Annotated in this window: 19 protein-coding genes; 9 read left to right on the top strand and 10 right to left on the bottom strand. The window is 73.0% G+C overall.

Features of this window, described 5'->3' with window-relative positions:
* Nucleotides 1-329 (top strand): acetate--CoA ligase family protein (locus D0D15_RS04120; RefSeq protein ID WP_208646164.1); only part of this gene is annotated, 329 nt, incomplete at its 5' end.
* Between the two features lie 51 nt (nt 330-380).
* A complete protein-coding gene (locus D0D15_RS04115; protein ID WP_094005047.1) occupies nt 381-1,241 on the top strand; it encodes a polysaccharide deacetylase family protein in 861 nt (286 codons plus the stop codon).
* Nucleotides 1,242-1,289: 48 nt separating this feature from the next.
* On the opposite strand, the gene D0D15_RS04110 is transcribed toward D0D15_RS04115, so the two are convergent.
* Nucleotides 1,290-2,726 (bottom strand): MFS transporter, encoded by a 1,437-nt coding sequence (locus D0D15_RS04110; protein WP_198958195.1) that lies wholly within the window; start codon nt 2,724-2,726, stop codon nt 1,290-1,292.
* 104 nt (nt 2,727-2,830) lie between these two features.
* On the opposite strand from D0D15_RS04110, the gene D0D15_RS04105 reads away from it, so the two are divergent.
* Nucleotides 2,831-3,157 carry an ArsR/SmtB family transcription factor gene (locus D0D15_RS04105; protein ID WP_094005048.1) on the top strand — a complete coding sequence of 109 codons (327 nt, stop codon included), beginning with the start codon at nt 2,831-2,833 and terminating at the stop codon, nt 3,155-3,157.
* Between the two features lie 495 nt (nt 3,158-3,652).
* Here the strand turns inward: D0D15_RS04105 and D0D15_RS04100 are convergent, their stop codons facing one another.
* From D0D15_RS04100 to D0D15_RS04090, 3 genes are all read right to left on the bottom strand, one after another.
* Nucleotides 3,653-4,999, bottom strand: coding sequence for an MFS transporter (locus tag D0D15_RS04100; protein WP_244214934.1), 1,347 nt, complete (start codon nt 4,997-4,999; stop codon nt 3,653-3,655).
* A gap of 40 nt (nt 5,000-5,039) precedes the next feature.
* Entirely contained in the window at nt 5,040-6,506 is a 1,467-nt protein-coding gene (locus D0D15_RS04095) for an NAD-dependent succinate-semialdehyde dehydrogenase (protein ID WP_094005049.1), read from the bottom strand.
* A gap of 110 nt (nt 6,507-6,616) precedes the next feature.
* Complete coding sequence (locus tag D0D15_RS04090) at nt 6,617-7,447, bottom strand: IclR family transcriptional regulator (protein ID WP_094005050.1); 831 nt, start codon at nt 7,445-7,447, stop codon at nt 6,617-6,619.
* Between the two features lie 154 nt (nt 7,448-7,601).
* Here D0D15_RS04090 and fae point away from each other — a divergent pair, with 154 nt between their 5' ends.
* The 5 genes from fae to D0D15_RS04065 are packed head-to-tail and all read left to right on the top strand — an operon-like array spanning nt 7,602 to nt 12,838.
* Entirely contained in the window at nt 7,602-8,156 is a 555-nt protein-coding gene (gene fae, locus D0D15_RS04085; RefSeq protein WP_094005051.1) for a formaldehyde-activating enzyme, read from the top strand.
* On the top strand, nt 8,153-9,265 hold the full coding sequence (locus D0D15_RS04080) for a mandelate racemase/muconate lactonizing enzyme family protein (RefSeq protein ID WP_094005052.1): 1,113 nt from the start codon (nt 8,153-8,155) through the stop codon (nt 9,263-9,265). Before fae ends, D0D15_RS04080 begins: the two co-directional genes overlap by 4 nt.
* On the top strand, nt 9,250-10,764 hold the full coding sequence (locus D0D15_RS04075) for an aldehyde dehydrogenase (RefSeq protein WP_233157209.1): 1,515 nt from the start codon (nt 9,250-9,252) through the stop codon (nt 10,762-10,764). Before D0D15_RS04080 ends, D0D15_RS04075 begins: the two co-directional genes overlap by 16 nt.
* Before the next feature lie 23 nt (nt 10,765-10,787).
* Nucleotides 10,788-11,699, top strand: coding sequence for an NAD(P)-dependent oxidoreductase (locus D0D15_RS04070; protein WP_094005053.1), 912 nt, complete (start codon nt 10,788-10,790; stop codon nt 11,697-11,699).
* An 11-nt stretch (nt 11,700-11,710) separates the two neighbouring features.
* Entirely contained in the window at nt 11,711-12,838 is a 1,128-nt protein-coding gene (locus D0D15_RS04065) for an iron-containing alcohol dehydrogenase family protein (RefSeq protein ID WP_244214933.1), read from the top strand.
* Between the two features lie 289 nt (nt 12,839-13,127).
* On the opposite strand, the gene D0D15_RS04060 is transcribed toward D0D15_RS04065, so the two are convergent.
* Together D0D15_RS04060 and D0D15_RS04055 are read right to left on the bottom strand one after the other, a co-directional pair.
* Nucleotides 13,128-13,655, bottom strand: a complete 528-nt coding sequence (locus tag D0D15_RS04060) for a hypothetical protein (protein ID WP_094005055.1) — start codon at nt 13,653-13,655, stop codon at nt 13,128-13,130.
* Between the two features lie 103 nt (nt 13,656-13,758).
* Complete coding sequence (locus D0D15_RS04055; protein ID WP_094005056.1) at nt 13,759-14,334, bottom strand: YceI family protein; 576 nt, start codon at nt 14,332-14,334, stop codon at nt 13,759-13,761.
* A gap of 81 nt (nt 14,335-14,415) precedes the next feature.
* Between D0D15_RS04055 and D0D15_RS04050 the strand changes: the two genes are divergently transcribed.
* Nucleotides 14,416-14,910: a MarR family winged helix-turn-helix transcriptional regulator gene (locus D0D15_RS04050; protein ID WP_198958196.1), complete on the top strand. Its 495-nt coding sequence runs from the start codon at nt 14,416-14,418 to the stop codon at nt 14,908-14,910.
* Nucleotides 14,911-15,197: 287 nt separating this feature from the next.
* Here the strand turns inward: D0D15_RS04050 and D0D15_RS04045 are convergent, their stop codons facing one another.
* The 4 genes from D0D15_RS04045 to hisD all read right to left on the bottom strand — a co-directional run bounded on the left by D0D15_RS04045 (nt 15,198) and on the right by hisD (nt 19,516).
* Nucleotides 15,198-16,631, bottom strand: a complete 1,434-nt coding sequence (locus D0D15_RS04045) for a leucyl aminopeptidase (RefSeq protein ID WP_115944246.1) — start codon at nt 16,629-16,631, stop codon at nt 15,198-15,200.
* 97 nt (nt 16,632-16,728) lie between these two features.
* A complete protein-coding gene (locus tag D0D15_RS04040; RefSeq protein ID WP_094005058.1) occupies nt 16,729-17,469 on the bottom strand; it encodes an HpcH/HpaI aldolase family protein in 741 nt (246 codons plus the stop codon).
* Complete coding sequence (locus D0D15_RS04035) at nt 17,466-18,230, bottom strand: SDR family NAD(P)-dependent oxidoreductase (RefSeq protein WP_094005059.1); 765 nt, start codon at nt 18,228-18,230, stop codon at nt 17,466-17,468. Before D0D15_RS04035 ends, D0D15_RS04040 begins: the two co-directional genes overlap by 4 nt.
* The gene (gene hisD, locus D0D15_RS04030) at nt 18,215-19,516 is read right to left on the bottom strand and encodes a histidinol dehydrogenase (protein ID WP_094005060.1); all 1,302 of its coding nucleotides are present in this window, start codon (nt 19,514-19,516) and stop codon (nt 18,215-18,217) included. Before hisD ends, D0D15_RS04035 begins: the two co-directional genes overlap by 16 nt.
* Nucleotides 19,517-19,520: the final 4 nt, after the last annotated feature.

The raw sequence follows: 19,520 nt of genomic DNA, 5'->3' as shown, positions 1-19,520 counted from the left end.
GGGTGGTGCGGGATCCGGCGTGGGGCCCGGCCATGGCGATCGGCCTGGGCGGGGTGTGGGTGGAGGCGCTGCGGGACACCGCGCTGCGGCTGCTGCCGGTCACCCCGGACGACGTGCGTGCGGCGCTGGCCGAGCTGCGCGGGTACGGCCTGCTGACCGGCGCCCGCGGCGCGGAGCCGGCCGACCTCGGGCGGCTGTCGGAGGTGATCGCGCGCATCGGGGAGCTGGCCGTGGAGCTGGGCCCGCGGCTGACCGCGCTGGAGGTCAACCCGCTGCTGGTGACCGGTTCCCGGGTGGAGGCGCTGGACGCGCTGATCACGTGGTCGTGATCGGCGTCGCGCTTGACCTTCACACTGGTGTCAACGTTGCACGCTGGCCGCATGAGTCTGGAACTCTTCGACTACCAGCCGATCACCGAGCGCGAGCCCGTCGTCTGGCCGAACGGGGCCCGTCTCGCGTTCTACGTCGGTCTCAACATCGAGCACTTCCACGTCGACAAGCCGTCCACCAGCATCTGGGCGTCCACGAACACGCTGGTGCCCGACGCGCTCAACTACGGCTGGCGCGACTACGGCCTGCGCGTCGGGATCTGGCGGGTCATCGACATCCTGGACCGGCACGGCATCCGCGCGTCGGCGTTGCTCAACTCCGAGGTCGCCGAGCACTACCCGCAGGTGGTCGAGGCGGGCCGGGCCCGGGACTGGGCCTGGCTCGTGCACGGGCAGACCAACTCGCGGCTGCACGCCAACCTCGAGATCGACGAGGAGCGGGCGATCCTCACCGACGCGGTCACCACGATCGAGAAGGCGACCGGGCAGCGGCCGAAGGGCTGGATGGGCCCCGGTCTCACCGAAACGTTCCACACGCCGCGGCTGCTGTCCGAACTCGGCCTGAGCTACGTGCTGGACTGGACCAACGACGACCAGCCCTACCGGCTCAACGTGCCGGGCATGCTGAGCGTGCCGTACACGCTGGAGGTCAACGACCTGCTGATGTTCATCACCCAGGGGTTCACCGGCCCCGAGGTGCTCCAGATCATCAAGGACCAGTTCGACCAGCTCTACGCCGACTCCGCCACCAGCGGCCGGGTCATGGCGCTGCCGCTGCACCCGTTCGTCATCGGCCAGCCGTTCCGCGCCCGCTACCTGGACGAGGCGCTGGCCTACATCGCGAGCCACGACGACGTCTGGCTCACCACCAGCGACGAGATCGCCGGGCACTACGCGCGGACGAGTTCCTGAACCGCCGGGAAACCGGGCAGGGCGACGGGCTCGCCCTGCCCGGTCCGGTCACGCCGCGGCGACCGGTTCCGCGGGAGCCGCGGCACGGGTGCGCCGCAGGGCGAGGCTGACCAGCAACCCGAGGACCATGCCGGCGGCGGTCAGCAGCACGACGAGGAATTCGCCGTCCGCGGTGGCCGTGCGCAGCGCCTCGCCCGTCTTCCCTTCGGTGCCGATGTCGGCGAGCGCGGTGAACACCGCCAGCCCGATCGCGTTGCCGATGTTCAGCGCCGTGGAGGCGATGCCGTTGGCGACACCCTGCTCGTGGGCGGCGGTGCCGGTGGCGGCGGCGATCCACATCGCGGTCCACACCACACCCTGGCCGACGCCGGAGACGATGAGCCCGGGCACCAGCACGCCGTAGCCGGCGCCGGCGTCGAACCCGATCGCCATGGCCGCGGTGCCCACGACGCCGACCCCGAAGCCGAGGATCAGCGTGGTGCGCAGGCCGATGCGCGTGGTCAGCCGCTCGCCGAGCTGGGTCCCGGTCGCGATCGCCAGCGAGGGCACCAGGAACGCGAGTCCGGTCTGCAGGGCGCTGTAGCCGTGCACGCTCTGCATGAGCACGGTCAGGAAGTAGGGCAGCACGCCGAACGTGGCCATGTAGATGAACGTGACGATCATGCCCGTGGTCAGGCTGGGGTTGCCGAACAGCCGGAACGGCATGAGCGGGTCGGCGCTGCGTGCTTCGATCACCGCGAACGCCACGAGCAGCACGGCGGCCAGCGCGAACGCGCCGATCACCAGCGAGCTGCCCCAGCCCTGCTCGGGGCCCTGGACGAGGGCGAACACGAGCAGCGTCGCGCCGCCGGTGACGGTCAGCGAACCGGGCAGGTCGAAGCGGCGCCGCGGCCCGCCCGCCGGGTCGCGCGGGATCACCGCCAGCGCGGCCAGCGCCACGAGGCCGGCCAGCGGGACGTTGACGTAGAAGACGGCGGGCCACCCGAAGTTCTCGGTGAGCACACCGCCGAGCAGTGCCCCGATGGTCAGGCCGCTGGCGCCCGCGCCGCCCCAGACGGCCAGCGCGCGGTTGCGCTGCGGTCCCTCCGGGAACAACGTGTTGATCAGCGACAGGGTCGACGGCAGCAGCAGTGCGCCACCGATCCCCTGCACCGCACGAGCGATGATGATCGTGGCCGGGTTCGGCGCGAGGCCACCGGCCAGCGACGAGATCGCGTAGAGGGCCAGGGCGAACACGAACACCCGGCGGCGGCCCAGCAGGTCGGCGGCCCGGCCGCCGAAGAGCAGGAACCCGCCGGCGAACACGACGTAGGCGCTGACCACCAGCTGCTGGGTCTGACCGGGGAAGCCCAGGTCCGCGCCGATCTCGGGGAGGGCGACGAACACGATGTTGAGGTCCAGGGCGTAGATCAGCTGCGCGAGCGCCAGCAGGACCAGGATCCAGCCCGTCCGCCGGGCGGCGGGCTGTCGGGGAACAGCGGACATGCGAGAGAACACCTTCCAAGAGCAGAGTACGACTGTACGAATAATTACGTACAGTCGAACCGTAGCGCAAGGTGATAGTTCGACTTTCCGTGTACGGTAGTACCGTGAGGTACCGTCATCCGGAGCGTGAGCAGATCCGCATCGACGGCGTGCTGTCGGCGCTGGGCCATCCGGTGCGGCTGGCCGCCGTCCGTGTGCTGGCCGGCGGCGGCGAGCACAACTGCACCAGCGTGCTGACCGAGCTGGGCATCCCGGCCAAGTCGACGATGACCCACCACTGGCGGGTGCTGCGCGACAGCGGCGTGATCATCCAGGAGCCGTCGGGCCGGGAGAACCTGCTGACCCTGCGCCGCGACGACCTGGACGCGCGCTACCCGGGCCTGCTGGACGCCATCCTGGCCGGCGCCCGCACCGACGAGGCGAGTTCCTGAGCCGGCGCTAGGTGTACTTGGCCATCAGGTTGGTGGCAGTCGGCTGGTGGGTGGCCGCCGAGTGTGCCGTGGCGGCGTTGACGTGCTGCCGGTGCCCACGGGCGAGCCTGGCCGGCCGTTTCCGGATACGCGGGCGACGGTCTCGGGCATCATCGCCGGTTTCGGTGCGGAATCGTCTGGCGGGATGTGCCGGCGGCGCGATCCGCACACGTACGCCGGCGGGAATCCGGGCGGTCATCCCCGAGCCGGCCGACCGAGCAGGACACCGGAACCGCCGCGGTTCCCGCGACGCACGGCGACCCATCTACCGCGACGCCATCGAACACCTACTCCCGCCGCGGTCTACGACGCAGCCATCCCCATCCACGACGTCACCATCTGGATGAAAGCTTTGCCGGACACCCCTACGTCTGGCACCGCGCCTCTGGGTTTCGGCGCTCCGCCAACGCAAGCGGCCCCGTCCCTGCGTGGGACAGGGCCGGGCGCAAGCGGGAGCTACCGGTTGCTCCCCTCGGTCGCCGCTCGTGCGGCGTGGCTCAGTTCCAGTCCGGCGGTCTCCGGGGCGAGGAAGTGCGACAGCAGCCCGCCCGCGGTGAGCACGCCCGCCCCGATCAGCATCGTCGGTCCGACGCCGAGGTGGGTGAGCGTCACCGGGAGCAGGAAGGTGCCGATCGCGGCCCCGACCCGGCTCATCGCCGTCGCGAAGCCGACCCCGGTCGTGCGGATCGCGGTCGGGAACACCTCCAGCGGGTAGACCGCGGTCAGCGCGCTGGAGGCCGCGTTGAGGAAGGCGAACACGAGGAAGCACGCGACGACCACGGCGATCGGCGCGGTGGGCCAGAACCCGATCAGCGCCAGCGCCGCCGCGGTGATCCAGAACGGCGGGATCAAGAGCCTGCGGCGGCCGATGCGCTCGACGAGCAGGCAGCCCGCGGCCACCCCGAGCACGGCGAGCGCGTTGCTGGCCAGCGAACCGGCGAGCGCGTCGCCGAGTCCGAGGGCCTCCAGCACCTGCGGGGAGAACGTGCCGATGGCAAAGTACGGCAGCACGAGCGCCGCCCAGAACGTGCTGGCGAACACGGTGCTGCGCAGGTGGCGGCGGGTGAACAGCAGGCGCAGGCTGTTGCGCCGCTCGCCGTCGGCCAGTTCGGTGTCCACGTCGACGTCCATGCCGTAGCGGCGGATGAGCTCCTCGGCCTCGGCGCGCCTGCCCTTGCTGAGCAGCCACCGGGCCGATTCCGGGATGCCGCCGCGCAGCGCCACGCACACCAGCGCGATCAGCGTGCTGCTGCCCAGCGTCCAGCGCCACCCGTCGTCCACATCGGACAGCGCGTAGCCCACCGCGAACGCCAGCATGAACCCGACGTACCAGCTGACCTCGAGACTGGCCAGCAGCCGCCCGCGGTTGTGCCGGGGCGCGTACTCCGACAGCAGCGGCGCGCCGATGGCGTACTCGCCGCCGATCGCGATGCCCATCACCAGCCGGATGACGAACAGCTGCCACGCGTTGTCCACGAAGAACTGAGCGATCGACCCGACCAGGAAGATCATCATGTCGGTGAGGAACACGATCCGCCTGCCGAAGCGGTCGGCGAACCAGCCGAACAGCGGCCCGCCGACGAAGATGCCGACCAGCGCCGACGCGCCGATCAGCCCGGCCGTCCAGTCCGACATGCGCATGTCGGCGACGATCGCGGGCATCGCGGCGCCGATGCCGCCGAGGATGTAGCCGTCGATGCCCTGCCCCACCTGGGTGGCGAGCATCAGCTTGGTGCGCAGCCGGCGGCGGCCGCGCTCGTCGGTGGCGGAGCCGCCGGTGTCGGTATCGGGCAACGCTGCCATGATCCGTCCTGTTCTCGTGGGGGAATGGGGAAACGCGGGGCTAGGCCGGCCAGTCCACGGCCAGGTACTTGGTCTCCAGGAAGGCGTCGATCCCTTCGCGGCCGCCCTCGCGGCCGAGCCCGGACTGCTTCACGCCGCCGAACGGCGCGGCCGGGTCGGAGATCAGGCCGCGGTTGATGCCGGCCATCCCGGTCTCCAGGCGGTCGGCGAGGCGCAGGGCACGGCCCAGGTCGCCGGAGTAAACGTAGGCCGCGAGACCGTGCACGGAATCGTTGGCGCGCGCGAGCAGATCGGCCTCCTCGGTGAAGGTGGTGATCGGCGCGACCGGGCCGAACACCTCGGTGTGCATGATCTCCGCGTCGTCCGGCACCCCGGCCAGCACGGTCGCGGGGTGGAACCAGCCGGGTCCCTCGGGCCGGGGCCCCTGGGCGGCGATCGTGGCGCCGCGGGCGACGGCGTCGGCGACCAGACCGGCGATCTTGTCCACCGCGGCCTGGTTGATCATCGGCCCGAGGCCGACCCCCTCGCCGAACCCGGGTCCGATCGGGACCGCGGCCATCGCCGCGCCGAGCTTGGCGGTGAACTCGTCGGCGACGCCGGCGTGCACGTAGAACCGGTTGGCGGCGATGCAGACCTCCCCACCACCGCGCATCTTGGCGTCCATCGCGCCACGCACGGCGGCGTCCACATCGGCGTCGGCGCAGACGATGAACGGGGCGTTCCCGCCGAGTTCCATGGTCACGTTCACGATGTTGTCCGCCGCCTGCCGGAGCAGGACCCGGCCGGTGGCGGTGGATCCGGTGAAGGAGAACTTCCGCACCCGCTCGTCGCCCAGCCAGACACCGCCCACCTCGGCGGCCCGGTCGGTGGGCAGCACGGTGCACACCCCGGCGGGCAGCCCGGCTTCGGCGAGCAGCCCGGCGATCGCCAGCGCGGTCAGCGGCGTCTCCGGCGCGGGCTTGAGCACCACCGCGCAGCCGGCGGCCAGGGCGGGCGCGATCTTGCGGGTGGCCATCGCGGCCGGGAAGTTCCACGGGGTGACGAACGCCGCGACCCCGACCGGTTGTTTGCGCACCACGTGCCGGTAGCCGCCGCCGGGCGCGTCGGCGAAGCCGGACCCGATGCGGACGGCCTCCTCGGCGAACCAGCGGAAGAACTCCGCGGCGTAGGAGACCTCGGCGAGCGCGTCGCGGTAGGCCTTGCCGTTCTCCAGGGTGATCAGCCGGGCCAGGGCCGGCGCGTGCTCGTGCATCGCGGCGAAGGCGGCGTGCAGCACCTCGGACCGGCGCCGTGGCGCGACCGCCCGCCACTGCTCGAACCCGTCCTGCGCCACATCGAGCGCCGCCCGGGCGTCCTCGGCGGAGGCCGCGGACACCTCGCGGATCGGCTCGGTGGTGGCCGGGTCGAAGACCGGGAAGGTCCGGCCGTCGGCGGCGGGCAGCCAGCGCCCGCCGACGAACAGGTCGCCCTCCCCCGCCGCGGCCTTCGCGATCGCGTCGATGTCCATTCTGTTCTCCTCACACCCTGACCTGGCGCGAGGCAACGTATGAGCCGCACGTGTTGCGCGGCAAGAGAACCCGGTGTTTCGCAACCTGAGTTGCGGTGAGGACAACCGCCTCAGGTGAAGCGCCGGGACGCGGGCGGGACGGCGCGCATCCGCCAGCCCAGCTGTTCCGAGACCGCCCCGGCGGCCCGTGCCGTGACCCGGCCGGCGTCGTCCAGCCGCGCGCCGAACCGGTCCTTGGGCGCGGAGACGTTCAGCGCGGCGACCACGCGCCCGCGGAAGTCGCGCACCGGCGCGGAAACCCCGACGAGATCGGGTTCGAACTCCTCGCGGACGGCGGCGTAGCCGTCGCGTTTGCCCCGCTGGATCCGCGACCACAGGTCGGGCAGCGTGCGCACCTCCGATCGCGGGCAGCCGGCCCCGAGATCGGCGCGCAGTCCGAACCGGACGTACAGGTCGTCCGGTGCGGCGTCCTGCAGGAGGACCCGGCCCGCGGACGTGCAGGGCGCGGGCACGCCCCGGCCTTCCCAGCCCTGCACGCGGAAGGAGTGCCCGGACACCGACAGTAGGGTGAGCACCTGGTTGTCGCGCAGCACGCACAGGTGGACGGTCTCCTCCAGCTCGCCGGACAGCGAGCGCATGACCGGTTCCGCGGCCCGCAGCAGCCGGTCCTCGACCGTGCGCGCCACCAGGGAGAACAACCGCCAGCCCAGCCGGTACTCCAGGGTGTCCGGGTCGCGCTCGACGATGCCCTCCCCGGCGAGCGCCTTCAGCGCACGCGACACCTGGCTCTTCTCCCGGCCGACCAGCTGCGCCAGCCGGACCACGCCGAGGCCGCCGGCGTGCTGGGCCTCCTCCGACGCCAGCGCCTCCAGCAGGTCGATGTCCCGGCGCAGGCCGTGGCCCTGGTTGCGCGCGCCGGCGCCCTGCCCGTCCGAACTCACCGCCGTAGCGTAAACCAGGGGTAACGGCGCTGGTCACGCCTGGAGTTGCCGCCAGCGCAACCGACGTTGCGATCGCCCGGAACTCCTTGCCGCCCCTCCCCCGGCTCCTTACCGTTCGGCTGCGTCAACACCATCCGCCACTTCTGGAGCTTCCATGACTTTCGCGCCTGCAGCGCTGGCCGGCGAGTCGTTCGTCGGCACGGGGGTCAACGCCGCGCACACCAACATCGTGGTGGGGCGCAAGGGCGGGCCCGTGGAAACCGCCTGGGCGACCGCGCTGGCCACCCCGAGCGCCGGGCACGTGCCGTTCGTGACCGTGCTGCGGCCCAGCGTGCCGGTCAAGCCGCTGACGTTGTTCGTCACCAAGGCGGCCGCCTCCGGCGACCTGCACGAGCGGGCCACCTGGGGCTCGGCCCAGGCCGGGCTGGCCCACGGCGTCGCCGACGCGGTCGAGCACGGGCTGATCCCGGCCGCCGAGGCGGACGACCTGCTGATCATCGCCGCGGTCTGGGTCAACCCCGGCGTGGCCGACCTCGACGAGTCCTTCCGCAACCAGCGGGCGGCCGCGTTCGGCGCGATCCGCGCCGCCGTGGCGGGCACGCCGACCGTCGACGAGGTCCAGGCGGCGGCGCGGGCCGGCGCGGCCAACCCGTTCTACGAGCCGGGTGCCGCCGTGCTCGCCGAGTCCGCGCCGGAGGCCGCCCGATGAAGATCACCGACATCACGCTCGACCGGCTGCGGCTGGAGCTGGACCCGCCGCTGCGCGCCGCGTGGGATCCCGAGCCGCGGCGGCACTTCGACGCCACGATCGTCCGGGTGCACACCGACGAGGGGATCACCGGGATCGGCTCGGGCGACACCATGGACGGGTTCGAGGCGTTCCGGGACCTGTTCCTGGGTGCCGATCCGCTCGACATCGTGCGGCACGTCAAGGCGATCGAGACCGCCAACTTCCACGGCGGCCACTACTGGCCGCTGGAGGTCGCGCTCTGGGACATCATCGGCAAGACGGCGGGCCTGCCGGTCGCCGCGCTGTTCGGCAACGCGGCCCGGTCCCTGCCCGCCTACGCCTCCAGCGCCGAACTCAAATCCCCGGCGGACCGGGTGGAGACCGCGCTCCAGGCGCGTGCGGCCGGCTTCCGGGCGGTCAAGATCCGCATCGACCGGGACCGGGTGGCCGACGGCATCGCCGCGGTGGAGGCGGTGCGCACCGCGCTCGGCCCGGACTTCGAGATCATGGTCGACCTCAACCAGTCCTGGCGCATGGCCGGGGACACCGCGGACGCCTCGGACCTGGTGAAGACCCGCCGGATCGTGCGCAGGCTGGCCGAGCTGGACGTGTTCTGGGTCGAGGAACCGTTGCCCTACGCCGATCTGGAGGGCTTCCGGGTGCTGCGGGCGGACAACCCGGGCGTGCGGATCGCCGCGGGCGAGATGCACCACTCGGTCCCGGAACTGCTGCGGTACCTGGAACACGACGTGCTGGACGTGTACCAGATGGACGTCGTGCTGGCCGTGGGCATGCACCGCGCCCGGACCCTCGCCGAGGTGGCGCAGCTCAAGCACCGGCAGTTCACGCCGCACAGCTGGACCAACGGCATCGGCGTGCTGGCGAACCTGCACGTCGCCGCCGGGGTCGGGGGCGGCCCGTACTTCGAGTTCCCGTTCGACCCGCCGGGCTGGACGCCGGAGCGGCGCGACTTCATGCTCACCGAACCGGTGATGATCAACGCCGCCGGTGAGCTGGAGGTCCCGCAGGCGCCGGGCCTCGGCGTCGAACTCGACGAGGACGCGGTGCGGCGGTGGCGGATCCGATGACGGTGCAGCGGGACCACGCGGCGTGGCTGGCCGCCGCCGAGCGGATCACCTTCGAGACCCGGCCGTTCATCGACGGCGCCTTCACCGGCGCGCTCTCCGGCGAGGTGTTCGCCACCACCTCCCCGCGCGACGGCAGGGTGCTCACCGAAGTTCAGGCCGGGGGCGCGGCGGACATCGACCGCGCGGTGCGCGCGGCGCGGGCCGCCTTCGACGACGCCCGGTGGCGGGGCCTGCCGCCCAAGGAGCGCAAGCGGATCATGCTGCGCTGGGCGGACGCCATCACCGCGCACGCCGACGAGCTCGCCCTGCTCGACACGCTCGAAATGGGCAAGCCGGTGACCGAGGCGCTGCGGGTGGACGTGGCCAAGACCGCGGAGACCATCGCCTGGTACGCCGAGACGATCGACAAGACCTACGGCGAGGTCGCCCCCGCGCCCGGCGACGCCCTGGCCTTCATCACCCGGGAGCCGCTGGGCGTGATCGGCGCGGTCGTGCCGTGGAACTACGCCCTGCTGATCGCGTCCTGGAAACTCGGGCCGGCGCTGGCGGCCGGGAACTCGGTGGTGCTCAAGCCGGCCGAGCAGACGTCGCTGGCCGCGCTGCTGCTGGCGCGGCTCGCGCACGAGGCCGGGCTGCCGGCCGGGGTGCTCAACGTGGTACCGGGCCGGGGTGAGGTCGCCGGGCAGGCGCTCGGCAGGCACCCGGACGTGGACAAGATCGCGTTCACCGGCTCGGCCGAGGTCGCGCGGCGCTTCCAGGTGTACTCCGGGGAGTCCAACGGCAAGCAGGTCGCCGTCGAAGCGGGCGGCAAGTCGCCGCAGCTGGTGCTGCCGGACGCCGACGTCCCGGCGGCCGCGTCCGCCGTGGCGTGGGGCATCTTCTACAACGCGGGCCAGACCTGCAACGCCGGGTCCCGTCTCATCGTGCACCGCGCGGTGAAGGACCGGCTGCTGGAGGAGATCGTCAAGATCACGCGGGAGACGTTCCGGGTGGGCGATCCGCTGGATCCGGCCACCGTGATGGGCCCGATCGTGGACGAGACCCAGCTGCGGCGCGTCCTCGGCTACCTGGACATCGCACGGGCCGAGGGCGCCGCGACGGTGCTCGGCGGGCAGCGGATCCGCACCGGGACGGGCGGCACCTTCCTGGAGCCGACCATTGTGGACGGTGTGTCGAACGACATGACCATCGCCCGCGAGGAGGTGTTCGGCCCGGTGCTGTCGGTGATCACCTTCGACGGGGACGCCGAGGAGGGCGCGCGGCTGGCGAACGACTCCGACTTCGGCCTGGTCGCCTCGGTGTGGACCCGGGACGTGACGACCGCGCACCGCGTGGCGCGGCTGCTGCGCGCCGGCACCGTCTGGATCAACACCTTCGACGCCAGCGACGTGATCACCCCGTTCGGCGGCTTCAAGGCGACCGGGGCGGGCCGGGACAAGTCCCTGCACGCGCTGGACGCCTACTCCGCGCTCAAGACCACCTGGATCGACCTGTCCTGACGGGTCGGATTGTGAGGACAACCATGAGAATCGGATTCATCGGACTGGGCAACATGGGCAGGCACATGGCCCGCCACCTGATCCACGCCGGTCACGAGGTCACCGTGCACGACGCCCGCCCCGAGGCGGCGGCCGAGCACCTGGCCCTCGGCGCGGCCTGGGCCGGCAGCCCGGCCGAGTGCGCGGCGGCGGCCGAGGTCCTGATCACCATGCTGCCCACCCCGCGCATCGTCGAGGACGTCCTGCTGCGGGGCGGCGCGGCCGCGGCGCTCGAACCGGGCGCGCTGTGGGTCGACATGTCCACCTCCACCCCGGCGGCCGCCGACCGGGTCGCCCAGGAGGTCCTCGACGCCCGCGGCGTGCACCGCCTGGACGCGCCGGTCAGCGGGATGGCGCGCGGCGCGGAAGCGGGCACCCTGCAGATCTTCGTGGGCGGGGACGCCACGCAGTTCCAGCGCGCCATGCCGCTGTTCACCGCGATGGGCGATCCCGGGCGGATCCTGCACATCGGCGGCGCCGGGTCCGGGTACACCGCCAAGCTGATGATCAACCTGCTGTGGTTCTGCCACGTCGTGGCCACCTCGGAGGTCCTGGCGATGGGCGTGAAGGCCGGGGTCGACCTCGGGGTGCTGCGCGCGTCGCTGCTGGCCAGCCCCGCCGCGTCGAACTTCCTCGAACGCGACATCGAATCGGTGCTCGCCGACGGCGACTACGACGACTCGTTCGCCATGGCGCTGGCGTGCAAGGATCTCGGTCTGGCCGTCGACCTCGGGCGGGAACTGGGCGTGTCGACGGAAGTGTCCGCGCTGGTCGAGCAGATCTACCGGCGGGCCAAGGCGCAGTTCGGCGACCTGGCCGGCGAGATGAGCCCGGTGCGGCTGTACGAGGGGCTGGCCGGCCGTCCGTTCCGCCTGGCTCCGGCGGGTGCGCTGTGACCGCCGGGCGCGTGACGATCGAGCCCACCTGCCGCGTCGAGTTCGGCGCCGGTGCGGTCGAGGACCTCCCCCGGTTCGTCACCGAGCTGGGGCACCAGCGCGCGCTGGTGGTCACGGACCGGGGCCTGCAGGCGGCGGGGATCGCGCCGCGGGCCGGCAAGATCCTGCACTCCGCCGGGATCGAGCACGAGATCCACGACGACATCAGCGCCAACCCCTCGGCCGCCGAGATCGATCGCGGGGCCGCCCGTGCCCGCGCGTTCGGCCGGGCGGTGGTGATCGCGCTCGGCGGCGGTTCGCCACTGGACGCGGCCAAGGGCATCGCGCTGCTGGCCGGGAACCCGGGCGCCGCCGCGGCCGACGCGGACGCGCTGTGGGACGCCGCGGACGCGCTGGCGGTGATCGCGGTGCCCACCACGTCGGGCACCGGCGCGGAGACCAACGGGTTCGGCGTCATCGAGGACACCTGCGCGTGCCGGAAGGTCTACATCGGACACCCGTCGGTGCGGCCGCGGATCGCGGTCCTGGACCCGGAACTGACGCTCGGGCTGCCGTCGCGGGTCACCGCGGCGACCGGCGTCGACGCGCTCGTCCACGGGATCGAGTCGCTGGCCGCGCGCGGGGCGAACCCGATGTCGGCCGCGTTCGCCCAGCACGCGGTGACGCTGATCGGGCGCTGGCTGCCGGTGGCCCACCGGGACGGCGGCGATCTGGAGGCCCGGGCCCAGCTCATGTTCGGCGCTCATCTGGCCGGGCAGGCGCTGACCATTTCCGGTCTGGGGCTGGTGCACGGGATCGGGCACGCGATCACCGCGCACACCGGCACCCCGCACGGGGTCGCGCTGGCCGCCGTGCTGGAGGAGGTGATCGCGTTCAACGCCCCGGCCGCGGCCGCGGCGCACGCGCAGGCCGCGCGTGCCCTGGGTGCCGTCGACGGTGACGGCACGGCCGCGACGATCGCCGCGGTGCGGGAGCTGTCGGGGCCGCTGGAAATCCGGAAGCCGCTGCGGCAGCTGGGCGTGGCGCGGGAGATGCTGCCGGAGCTGGCCCGCGCCGCGGTGCAGGACCCGGTGACGCGCAACAACCCGCGCACCCCCACCGAGGCGGAGGTGCTCGACCTGCTCGCCGAGGTGTACTGAGTGGCCGGGCCGGGCGGTCAGCCGTCCGGCCGGACCGGCGCCGGCGGGCCACGATCTTCCCCAGGGGCACCAGGACCGGCAGGATGGCCCCCGCGCCGAGGGCGATCAGGAACACCGACTCGAAGACGGTGTTCCCGCGTCGCACGCCGCGCTCGTCCTCGCCGTGCAGCGCGGCCAGGAGATCGACGCCGGCGACGGTCAGCCAGATGATCGCCACGCCCGTGGCGACGGCACCCAGCCCCACGGCCGCCGCGACCGCGACCGCGACCCTGTCGCGCCAGTGCATCGCTCAGTGCGGCCGGGGCGCGGCGGCGCGGGTGATGCGGTCGGCCAGGTCCCGCGCGCCGGGGAAGAAGGAGTTCACGACCACCTTCCGCCCGTCGGCGCGTTTGACCACGCAGCGCCAGTCGATGCCGATGCGGTGGCCGAGCTTCCCGGGCTGCCAGTTCCCGCGCGCGTCGACCACCACGATGTCACTCCACCGGAACTCCGTGCGCGCTCCGGCGTTGCGGTGGTGGACGAAACCGCCGGTGTGCAGGTTGATGCGTTCGCCGCGGTGCCGCAGGCCCTGGACGAGCCGCCGCAGCCCGTAGGGCAGCAACAGCACGCTGAGCCCGAAACACGCGCTCCCGGCCCAGACGGGGGCGGTCATCGAGGTCTCGGCCGGGGTGTTGCCGTACAGGTATTCGTCCAGCTTCACCATGAGCAGGCCGAGCGGGACCAGGCCGGCGGTGGCGACCAGGCACGCGACGGCCTGCCGCAGCCGGCGGCCGTTGTCGCTCGGGTAGGACTGCACGAGTGGGCCGAGATCTTCCATGCCCTGCACGGTAGGGATTCCGGGGCGCGCGTCGCCCCGGGTGGCCGGAAGCTGCCGGGGTTGCCCGGCGGGGGCCGCGCCGCAGGCGCCGGGCAGGTCGTGGTCAGCCGGCGTAGATCAGCTCGACCTCGAACTGCAGGTCGATCTCCCTGGACACGAGCAGGCCGCCCTTGGCCAGCGGCATGTTCCAGGTCAGGCCCCAGTCCTCGCGGTTGATCCGGCTCCGGGCCGAGAAGACCGCGCGGTGGTTGTCCCACGGGTCCTGCGCGTAGCCGAGGTAGTCGATGCTCAGGGTGACCGGCCTGGTCACGCCCTTGATCGTCAGATCCCCGGTCATCGAGCCGCCGCTGCCCTCCCACCGCACCTCGGTGGAGGTGAAGGCGGCGGTGGGGTTGCCGTCCACGTCGAAGAAGTCGGCCGAGCGGAGGTGGTCGTCGCGGGCCTGGTCGCCGCTGTTCACCGACGCCATGTCGATGGTCACCGAGACCTTGCTGTCCGCCGGGTTCTCCGCGACCTCCACCGCGCCGTCCACGCCGGTGAACCGGCCGCGGACCTTGGTCAGCATGAAGTGCCTGCCGACGAAGCCGACCTCGGCGTGCCCCGGGTCGATCTTCCAGGTGCCGGCGGCCGGCAGCTCCACGTCGCCCAGCCGCCGGGTGGGCATCACTGATCCCGTCATGTTCTTCCCCTTCTCTCGGGTTTCCCTGGCACTCACACTATAGATGCGTGCGCACGCACACAATAGGTTATCCTAGGAGTCGTGGACACTGCTGACGACACGGGCGTGGCGGCCTGGCGCGCGATGCTGCTGGCGTACAACGCGGCGCTGCGGGCCATCGACTCGGACCTGACCCGGGCCGGCACCATCCCCCTCACCTGGTACGACGTGCTGCTGGAGCTGAACGCCGGCCCGCGGCGGCGGCTGCGCATGAACGACCTGGCCGACCGGGTCGTGCTCAGCCGGACCCGGGTGAGCCGGCTGGTCGACGAGATGGTGGCCGCCGGGCTGGTGACGAAGATCCGCGACGAGGAGGACCGCCGGGTGGTGTGGGCGGCCATGACCGACGAGGGCGCGAGCGCCTTCCACGGCACCGCGCCGCGGTACCTGCGCGGCATCGAACAGCACTTCGCCCAGTACCTGACCGAGGAGGAGAAACAGGTCATGGCGGCCGCGCTGACGAAGGTCCGCAAGGCGCACGCGGAAGTCATCAGCACACCGGAAGCGCTGCGCCGCAGCACGAGGACCACGCGGTGATCCGCCGCCCCGGGCGGGAGGGGCGCCGCTCTCACCGGAGGAACGTGGCGCGAAAACGCCGTGCCCCCGTTGCACCCCGTCTCGCGGCTCAGCGCCACCAGCGCCTCCCAGGCCGGACGCAGCCCCTCGACCGTGCGTGACGATCGTCGCGTGCCCGCACGTGAGCACTCCGGAACAGGGTCCCCGGGCGGCACTTCCGCCGGCCTCCCGGGCGATCGCCACTCTGTCCCGCCGTCAGCGACGACCGTCGGCGCGGAGTGACCGGGTCACCACCGGGCGCCGGGACGTCATGTCCCCGCCTCCGCGAGCTCGCGCATCAGCTGCACCAGCGTCCGCACCGCCGCGCCGGTGCCGCCCCGCGGGGTGTCGCCGTGGGGCTCGCCCTCGTGGAAGGCGGGGCCGGCGATGTCGAGGTGCGCCCACGGCGTGCCGTCCGGCACGAACTCCTTCAGGAACAACCCCGCGACCAGCGCACCGCCCAGGCGCTCCCCCACGTTCGCGATGTCGGCGACCGTCGAGTTCAGGCTGGGGCGCAGATCCGCCGGCAACGGCAGCGGCCACGCCTGCTCACCGGCGCGGCGGGCGGCCGCGGCGCCGCGGGCCGCGAACGCCTCGCTGGGCGACATCACCCCGAACATCCGGTTGCCCAGCGCCATGCGCATCGCGAACGTCAGCGTGGCGACGTCGACGATCACGTCCGGCTCGTCCTCCGCGGCGCGGGCGATCGCGTCGGCGAGGACGATCCGCCCCTCGGCGTCGGTGTTGAGCACCTCGACCGTGCGCCCGTCGTACATGCGGAGCACGTCGCCGGGGCGGGTGGCCGAACCGGACGGCATGTTCTCCGCGAGGGCGAGCCAGCCGCTGACCCGCACGGGCACCTCGAGCCGCGCGGCCGCGACCACGGCGGCGAACACCGCGGCGGCGCCCGCCATGTCGCGTTTCATGATCTCGTTCGACCCGACGGGCTTGAGCGACAGCCCGCCGGAGTCGTAGGTGATGCCCTTGCCGATCAGGGCGATGCCGGTCGCCGCGTCCGGGTGCGCGTAGGAGATCCGCACCAGCCGCGGCGGCCGGACCGAGCCCTGCCCGACGCCGAGCAGACCGCCGAACCCCGCCGCCGCAAGCGCTTTCTCGTCGAGGACCTCGACCGCCGGCCCGTGTTCGGCGCCCACCGCCTGGACCTCCGCGGCGAAGACCTCGGGGTACAGGTCGTTGGCGGGCGTGTTGACCAGATCCCGCGCGCGGTTCACCTCGTGCGCGAGAACCACCGCGCGCCGCACCGCGGCATCGGCCTCCGCGTGGTCCAGGCCGGTGAGCACGCCCCATTCGGTCGCCGCGGGCTGTCGCGCGCTGCGGTAGGCGTCGAACGAGTACTGGCCGAGCACCGCGCCCAGCGTCACGGCTTCCACCGCCTCCGGGGTGGCGGCCGGCAGGGCCAGCACCACGCTCGGCACGCCGGCCAGGGCACGCGCCGCCACACCGGCGGCTTGCCGGAGTGCGTCCGGCCCGTATCCGCCGTCGGGGTCCGGCTCGCCGAGGCCGACGAGCAGGACGGACCCGGCGTCGAACCCCGGCGGCGCGGGCAGCCTGAGCGTTTCGCCCACCGCTCCGGTCATTCCCCACGCGGTCGCGGTCGCGATCAGCGGAGCGACGTCGGCGGTTCCCCGCCCGAACCCGATCACCACCACGTCGGAGTGCCGGCCGGCGGTGAGGGCGGTCACCCGTGTTGTTCTTGTGCTCACTCGAACCTCCGCCACCACGGTGCCGGAGGTGCCACGTAAGGACAAGTGAGCGTTTTTACAAGATCCTTAAGCTGATCTAACGCGCCGACGCCAGATCGCCCAGCGTGTGCAGCAGCACGTGGGCCAGGTTGTAGATCACCGCGCCCGGCGGGGCGGTCCCGGCCTGCTCGACGCTACCCACGATGCTCACCATCGGCTTGGCCGCGCGCCCGGCAGCGGCGGCGACCTGGGCCATCGCCTCGCGGACGCGGGGGTCGGCGGCTCCGGTGGTCAGTCCCATCGCGACGGACAGGTCCGCGGGGCCCACGAGGACCGCGTCCACACCGGGGACCGCCAGGATCTCCGGCGCCGCGGCGCACGCCTCCGGGGTCTCGATCATCGGCACGACCAGCGTCGTCTCCGCGGACCGTTCGAGGTGCTCGGCAACGCCCCGGGCGCCGAACCGGCCGGCCCTGCTGTACGTCGCGAAACCCCGTTCGCCCAGCGGCGGGTAGTGCGCGGCCGCGACGACCGCGCGGGCCTGCTCCGGGGTGTCCACGTGCGGCACGATCACCCCGTCCGCGCCCAGGTCGAGCACCCGCAGCACGAGCGCGGGCTCGGCCGCCCCGACCCGGACCAGCACCCCGAGGCCGTGTGCCTGCGCGGCCACCACGTGCTGCTGCAGCGGCACCAGATCGGCGGGCCCGTGCTCGCAGTCGAGCACCACGAAGTCGAGCCCGGCCACGCCCGCCATCTCGACCAGCGTCTCCGACGGCAGCCGCAGCAGACCACCGAGCAGCCGCTCCCCCGCCGCGAGCCGCTGTTTCAGCGTCGTCATCGCGCCACCATTCCCGCCGACAAGTCGATATCCGCGGCGCACAGCCCCGGCATCCGCAGCATCGCCAGCACCGCGGCCGCCACCTCGGACTCCGTCACCATCCGGCCCAGCGCCGCGCGTCCCACGAAAGCCCGTTCCGCCTCGTCGTAGCTCACCCCGGTGCGCTCGGCCTCCAGCCGGAAGTTGCGCGCCATCCGCGGCCCCTCCACCGGCCCGGGCGACAGCGAGTTCACCGCCACCCCGTGCGGCCCGACCTCCCCGGCGAGCGTGGCCGTCAACCCGATGACCGCCATCTTCGACGCGCAGTACGGCGTGCGCCGCAGCAACGGCCGTTTCCCGCTCACCGACGCGATGTTGACGACATCACCCGCCCCGCGCGCGACCATCGGCGGCAGGAACGCCTGGCACATCAGGTACACGCCGCGGACGTTGACCGCGAACACCTCGTCCCACTCCTCCGGCAAGACCTCCACCAGCGGCTTGACCGGCCCCGCCACCCCGGCGTTGTTGACGAGCACCGAGATCTCCTCGCCGGCCAGCTCGTCGGCCAGCGCGGCGACCGACTCCGGATCGGCCACGTCGCACACGGCGGCCCGTCCCGGCCCCGGCAGGGCCGCGACGGTTTCGTCCAAACTGGACCGTCGCCGCCCGGTCACCACGACCCGCGCACCGGCTTCCGACAGCGCGACGGCGATCGCGCGGCCCAGTCCGTTGCCGCCGCCGGTGACCAGCGCGGTCCGCCCGCTCACGCCGGGTTCCACGGCAGCTCCCCGCGCCGGAACCCGGCCGCCCGCACGTCGCCGGACCGGGCGTGCCCCTCGAACAGCTCCACGCGCGCCGCGCGCCCGCAGACCTCGCCCAGCCGCACGCTCGACTCGCTGCTGGTGACCTCCTGGTAGGTCACGGTCTTCAGGTACTTGCCGACCCACAGCCCACCGGTGTAGCGGGCCGCGCCGCGCGTGGGCAGGACGTGGTTGGTGCCGATCACCTTGTCGCCGAAGGACACGCACGTCCCCGGGCCGAGGAACAGCGCACCGTAGTCGCGCATCTTCTCCAGCGCCTGCCGCGGCTGCTCAGTGAGCACCTGGACGTGCTCGGAGGCGAACGTGTCCGCCAGCGCGAACGCCTCGTCGAGCGTGTCGGCCACGTGGATCTCGCCGTGGTCGCGCCACGCGGGCTCGGCGAAGTCGCGGGTCGGCATGCCGGGCAGCAGCGCCTCGACGTGGCCGAGCACCTCCCGCGCGAGGTCCGCGGAGGTGGTGATCAGCACCGCGGGCGAGTCCGGCCCGTGCTCGGCCTGCGACAACAGGTCCACCGCGACGACGAACGGGTCGGCGGTGTGGTCGGCGACGATCAGCACCTCGGTCGGCCCGGCGAACAGGTCGATGCCGACCTCGCCGAACAGCTGCCGCTTGGCCTCGGCGACGTAGGCGTTGCCCGGGCCGGCGATCAGGTCGACCCGCCCGATGGTCTCCGTGCCGACGGCGAGGGCGGCCACCGCCTGCACCCCGCCGAGGAGGTAGATCTCGTCGGCACCGGCCAGGTGCATGGCGGCGACGGTGGCCCCGGGCACCTCGCCGCGGATCGGCGGCGTGCACGCGGCCACCCGGGGCACCCCGGCGACCTTCGCGGTCACGATCGTCATGTGCGCCGACGCGGTGAGCGGGTACCGCCCGCCGGGGACGTACGCGCCGGCGGCGGCCACCGGCACATGCTTCTGTCCCAAGTGGACACCGGGCAGGGTCTCCACCTCGAACTCGCGCAGCGAGTCGCGCTGGTGCCGGGCGAAGGTGCGCACCTGGTCCTGCACGAACCGGATGTCCTCCAGCACCTGGTCCGGCACCCGGGCGACGATTTCCTGGATCCGCTCGGGCGACAGGCGGAACGACTCCGGCGACCACGAGTCGAACTTGGCCGAGTACTCGGCGACCGCGGCGTCCCCGCGCTCGCGGATGTCGGCGATGATCGCGCGCACCCGCTCGGCGACGTCGGTGCGCTGGGCGGCGACCTGCTCGACGGGGACGGCGGACTTCAGGACCTTGGGCATGGCA

Origin of the sequence: Amycolatopsis thermalba (assembly GCF_003385215.1) — a bacterium.
Taxonomy (GTDB): Bacteria; Actinomycetota; Actinomycetes; order Mycobacteriales; family Pseudonocardiaceae; genus Amycolatopsis_E; species Amycolatopsis_E thermalba.
This window is presented reverse-complemented; position numbering and strand designations above follow the sequence as displayed.

Bases quoted from the DNA above. Each gene is read 5' to 3' on its own strand.
- D0D15_RS04115 (WP_094005047.1), top strand. From the start codon at position 381: ATGAGTCTGGAACTCTTCGACTACCAGCCGATCACCGAGCGCGAGCCC.
- D0D15_RS04110 (WP_198958195.1), bottom strand. From the start codon at position 2,726: ATGTCCGCTGTTCCCCGACAGCCCGCCGCCCGGCGGACGGGCTGGATC.
- D0D15_RS04100 (WP_244214934.1), bottom strand. From the start codon at position 4,999: ATGGCAGCGTTGCCCGATACCGACACCGGCGGCTCCGCCACCGACGAG.
- D0D15_RS04095 (WP_094005049.1), bottom strand. From the start codon at position 6,506: ATGGACATCGACGCGATCGCGAAGGCCGCGGCGGGGGAGGGCGACCTG.
- fae (WP_094005051.1), top strand. From the start codon at position 7,602: ATGACTTTCGCGCCTGCAGCGCTGGCCGGCGAGTCGTTCGTCGGCACG.
- D0D15_RS04080 (WP_094005052.1), top strand. From the start codon at position 8,153: ATGAAGATCACCGACATCACGCTCGACCGGCTGCGGCTGGAGCTGGAC.
- D0D15_RS04070 (WP_094005053.1), top strand. From the start codon at position 10,788: ATGAGAATCGGATTCATCGGACTGGGCAACATGGGCAGGCACATGGCC.
- D0D15_RS04060 (WP_094005055.1), bottom strand. From the start codon at position 13,655: ATGGAAGATCTCGGCCCACTCGTGCAGTCCTACCCGAGCGACAACGGC.
- D0D15_RS04055 (WP_094005056.1), bottom strand. From the start codon at position 14,334: ATGACGGGATCAGTGATGCCCACCCGGCGGCTGGGCGACGTGGAGCTG.
- D0D15_RS04040 (WP_094005058.1), bottom strand. From the start codon at position 17,469: ATGACGACGCTGAAACAGCGGCTCGCGGCGGGGGAGCGGCTGCTCGGT.
- hisD (WP_094005060.1), bottom strand. From the start codon at position 19,516: ATGCCCAAGGTCCTGAAGTCCGCCGTCCCCGTCGAGCAGGTCGCCGCC.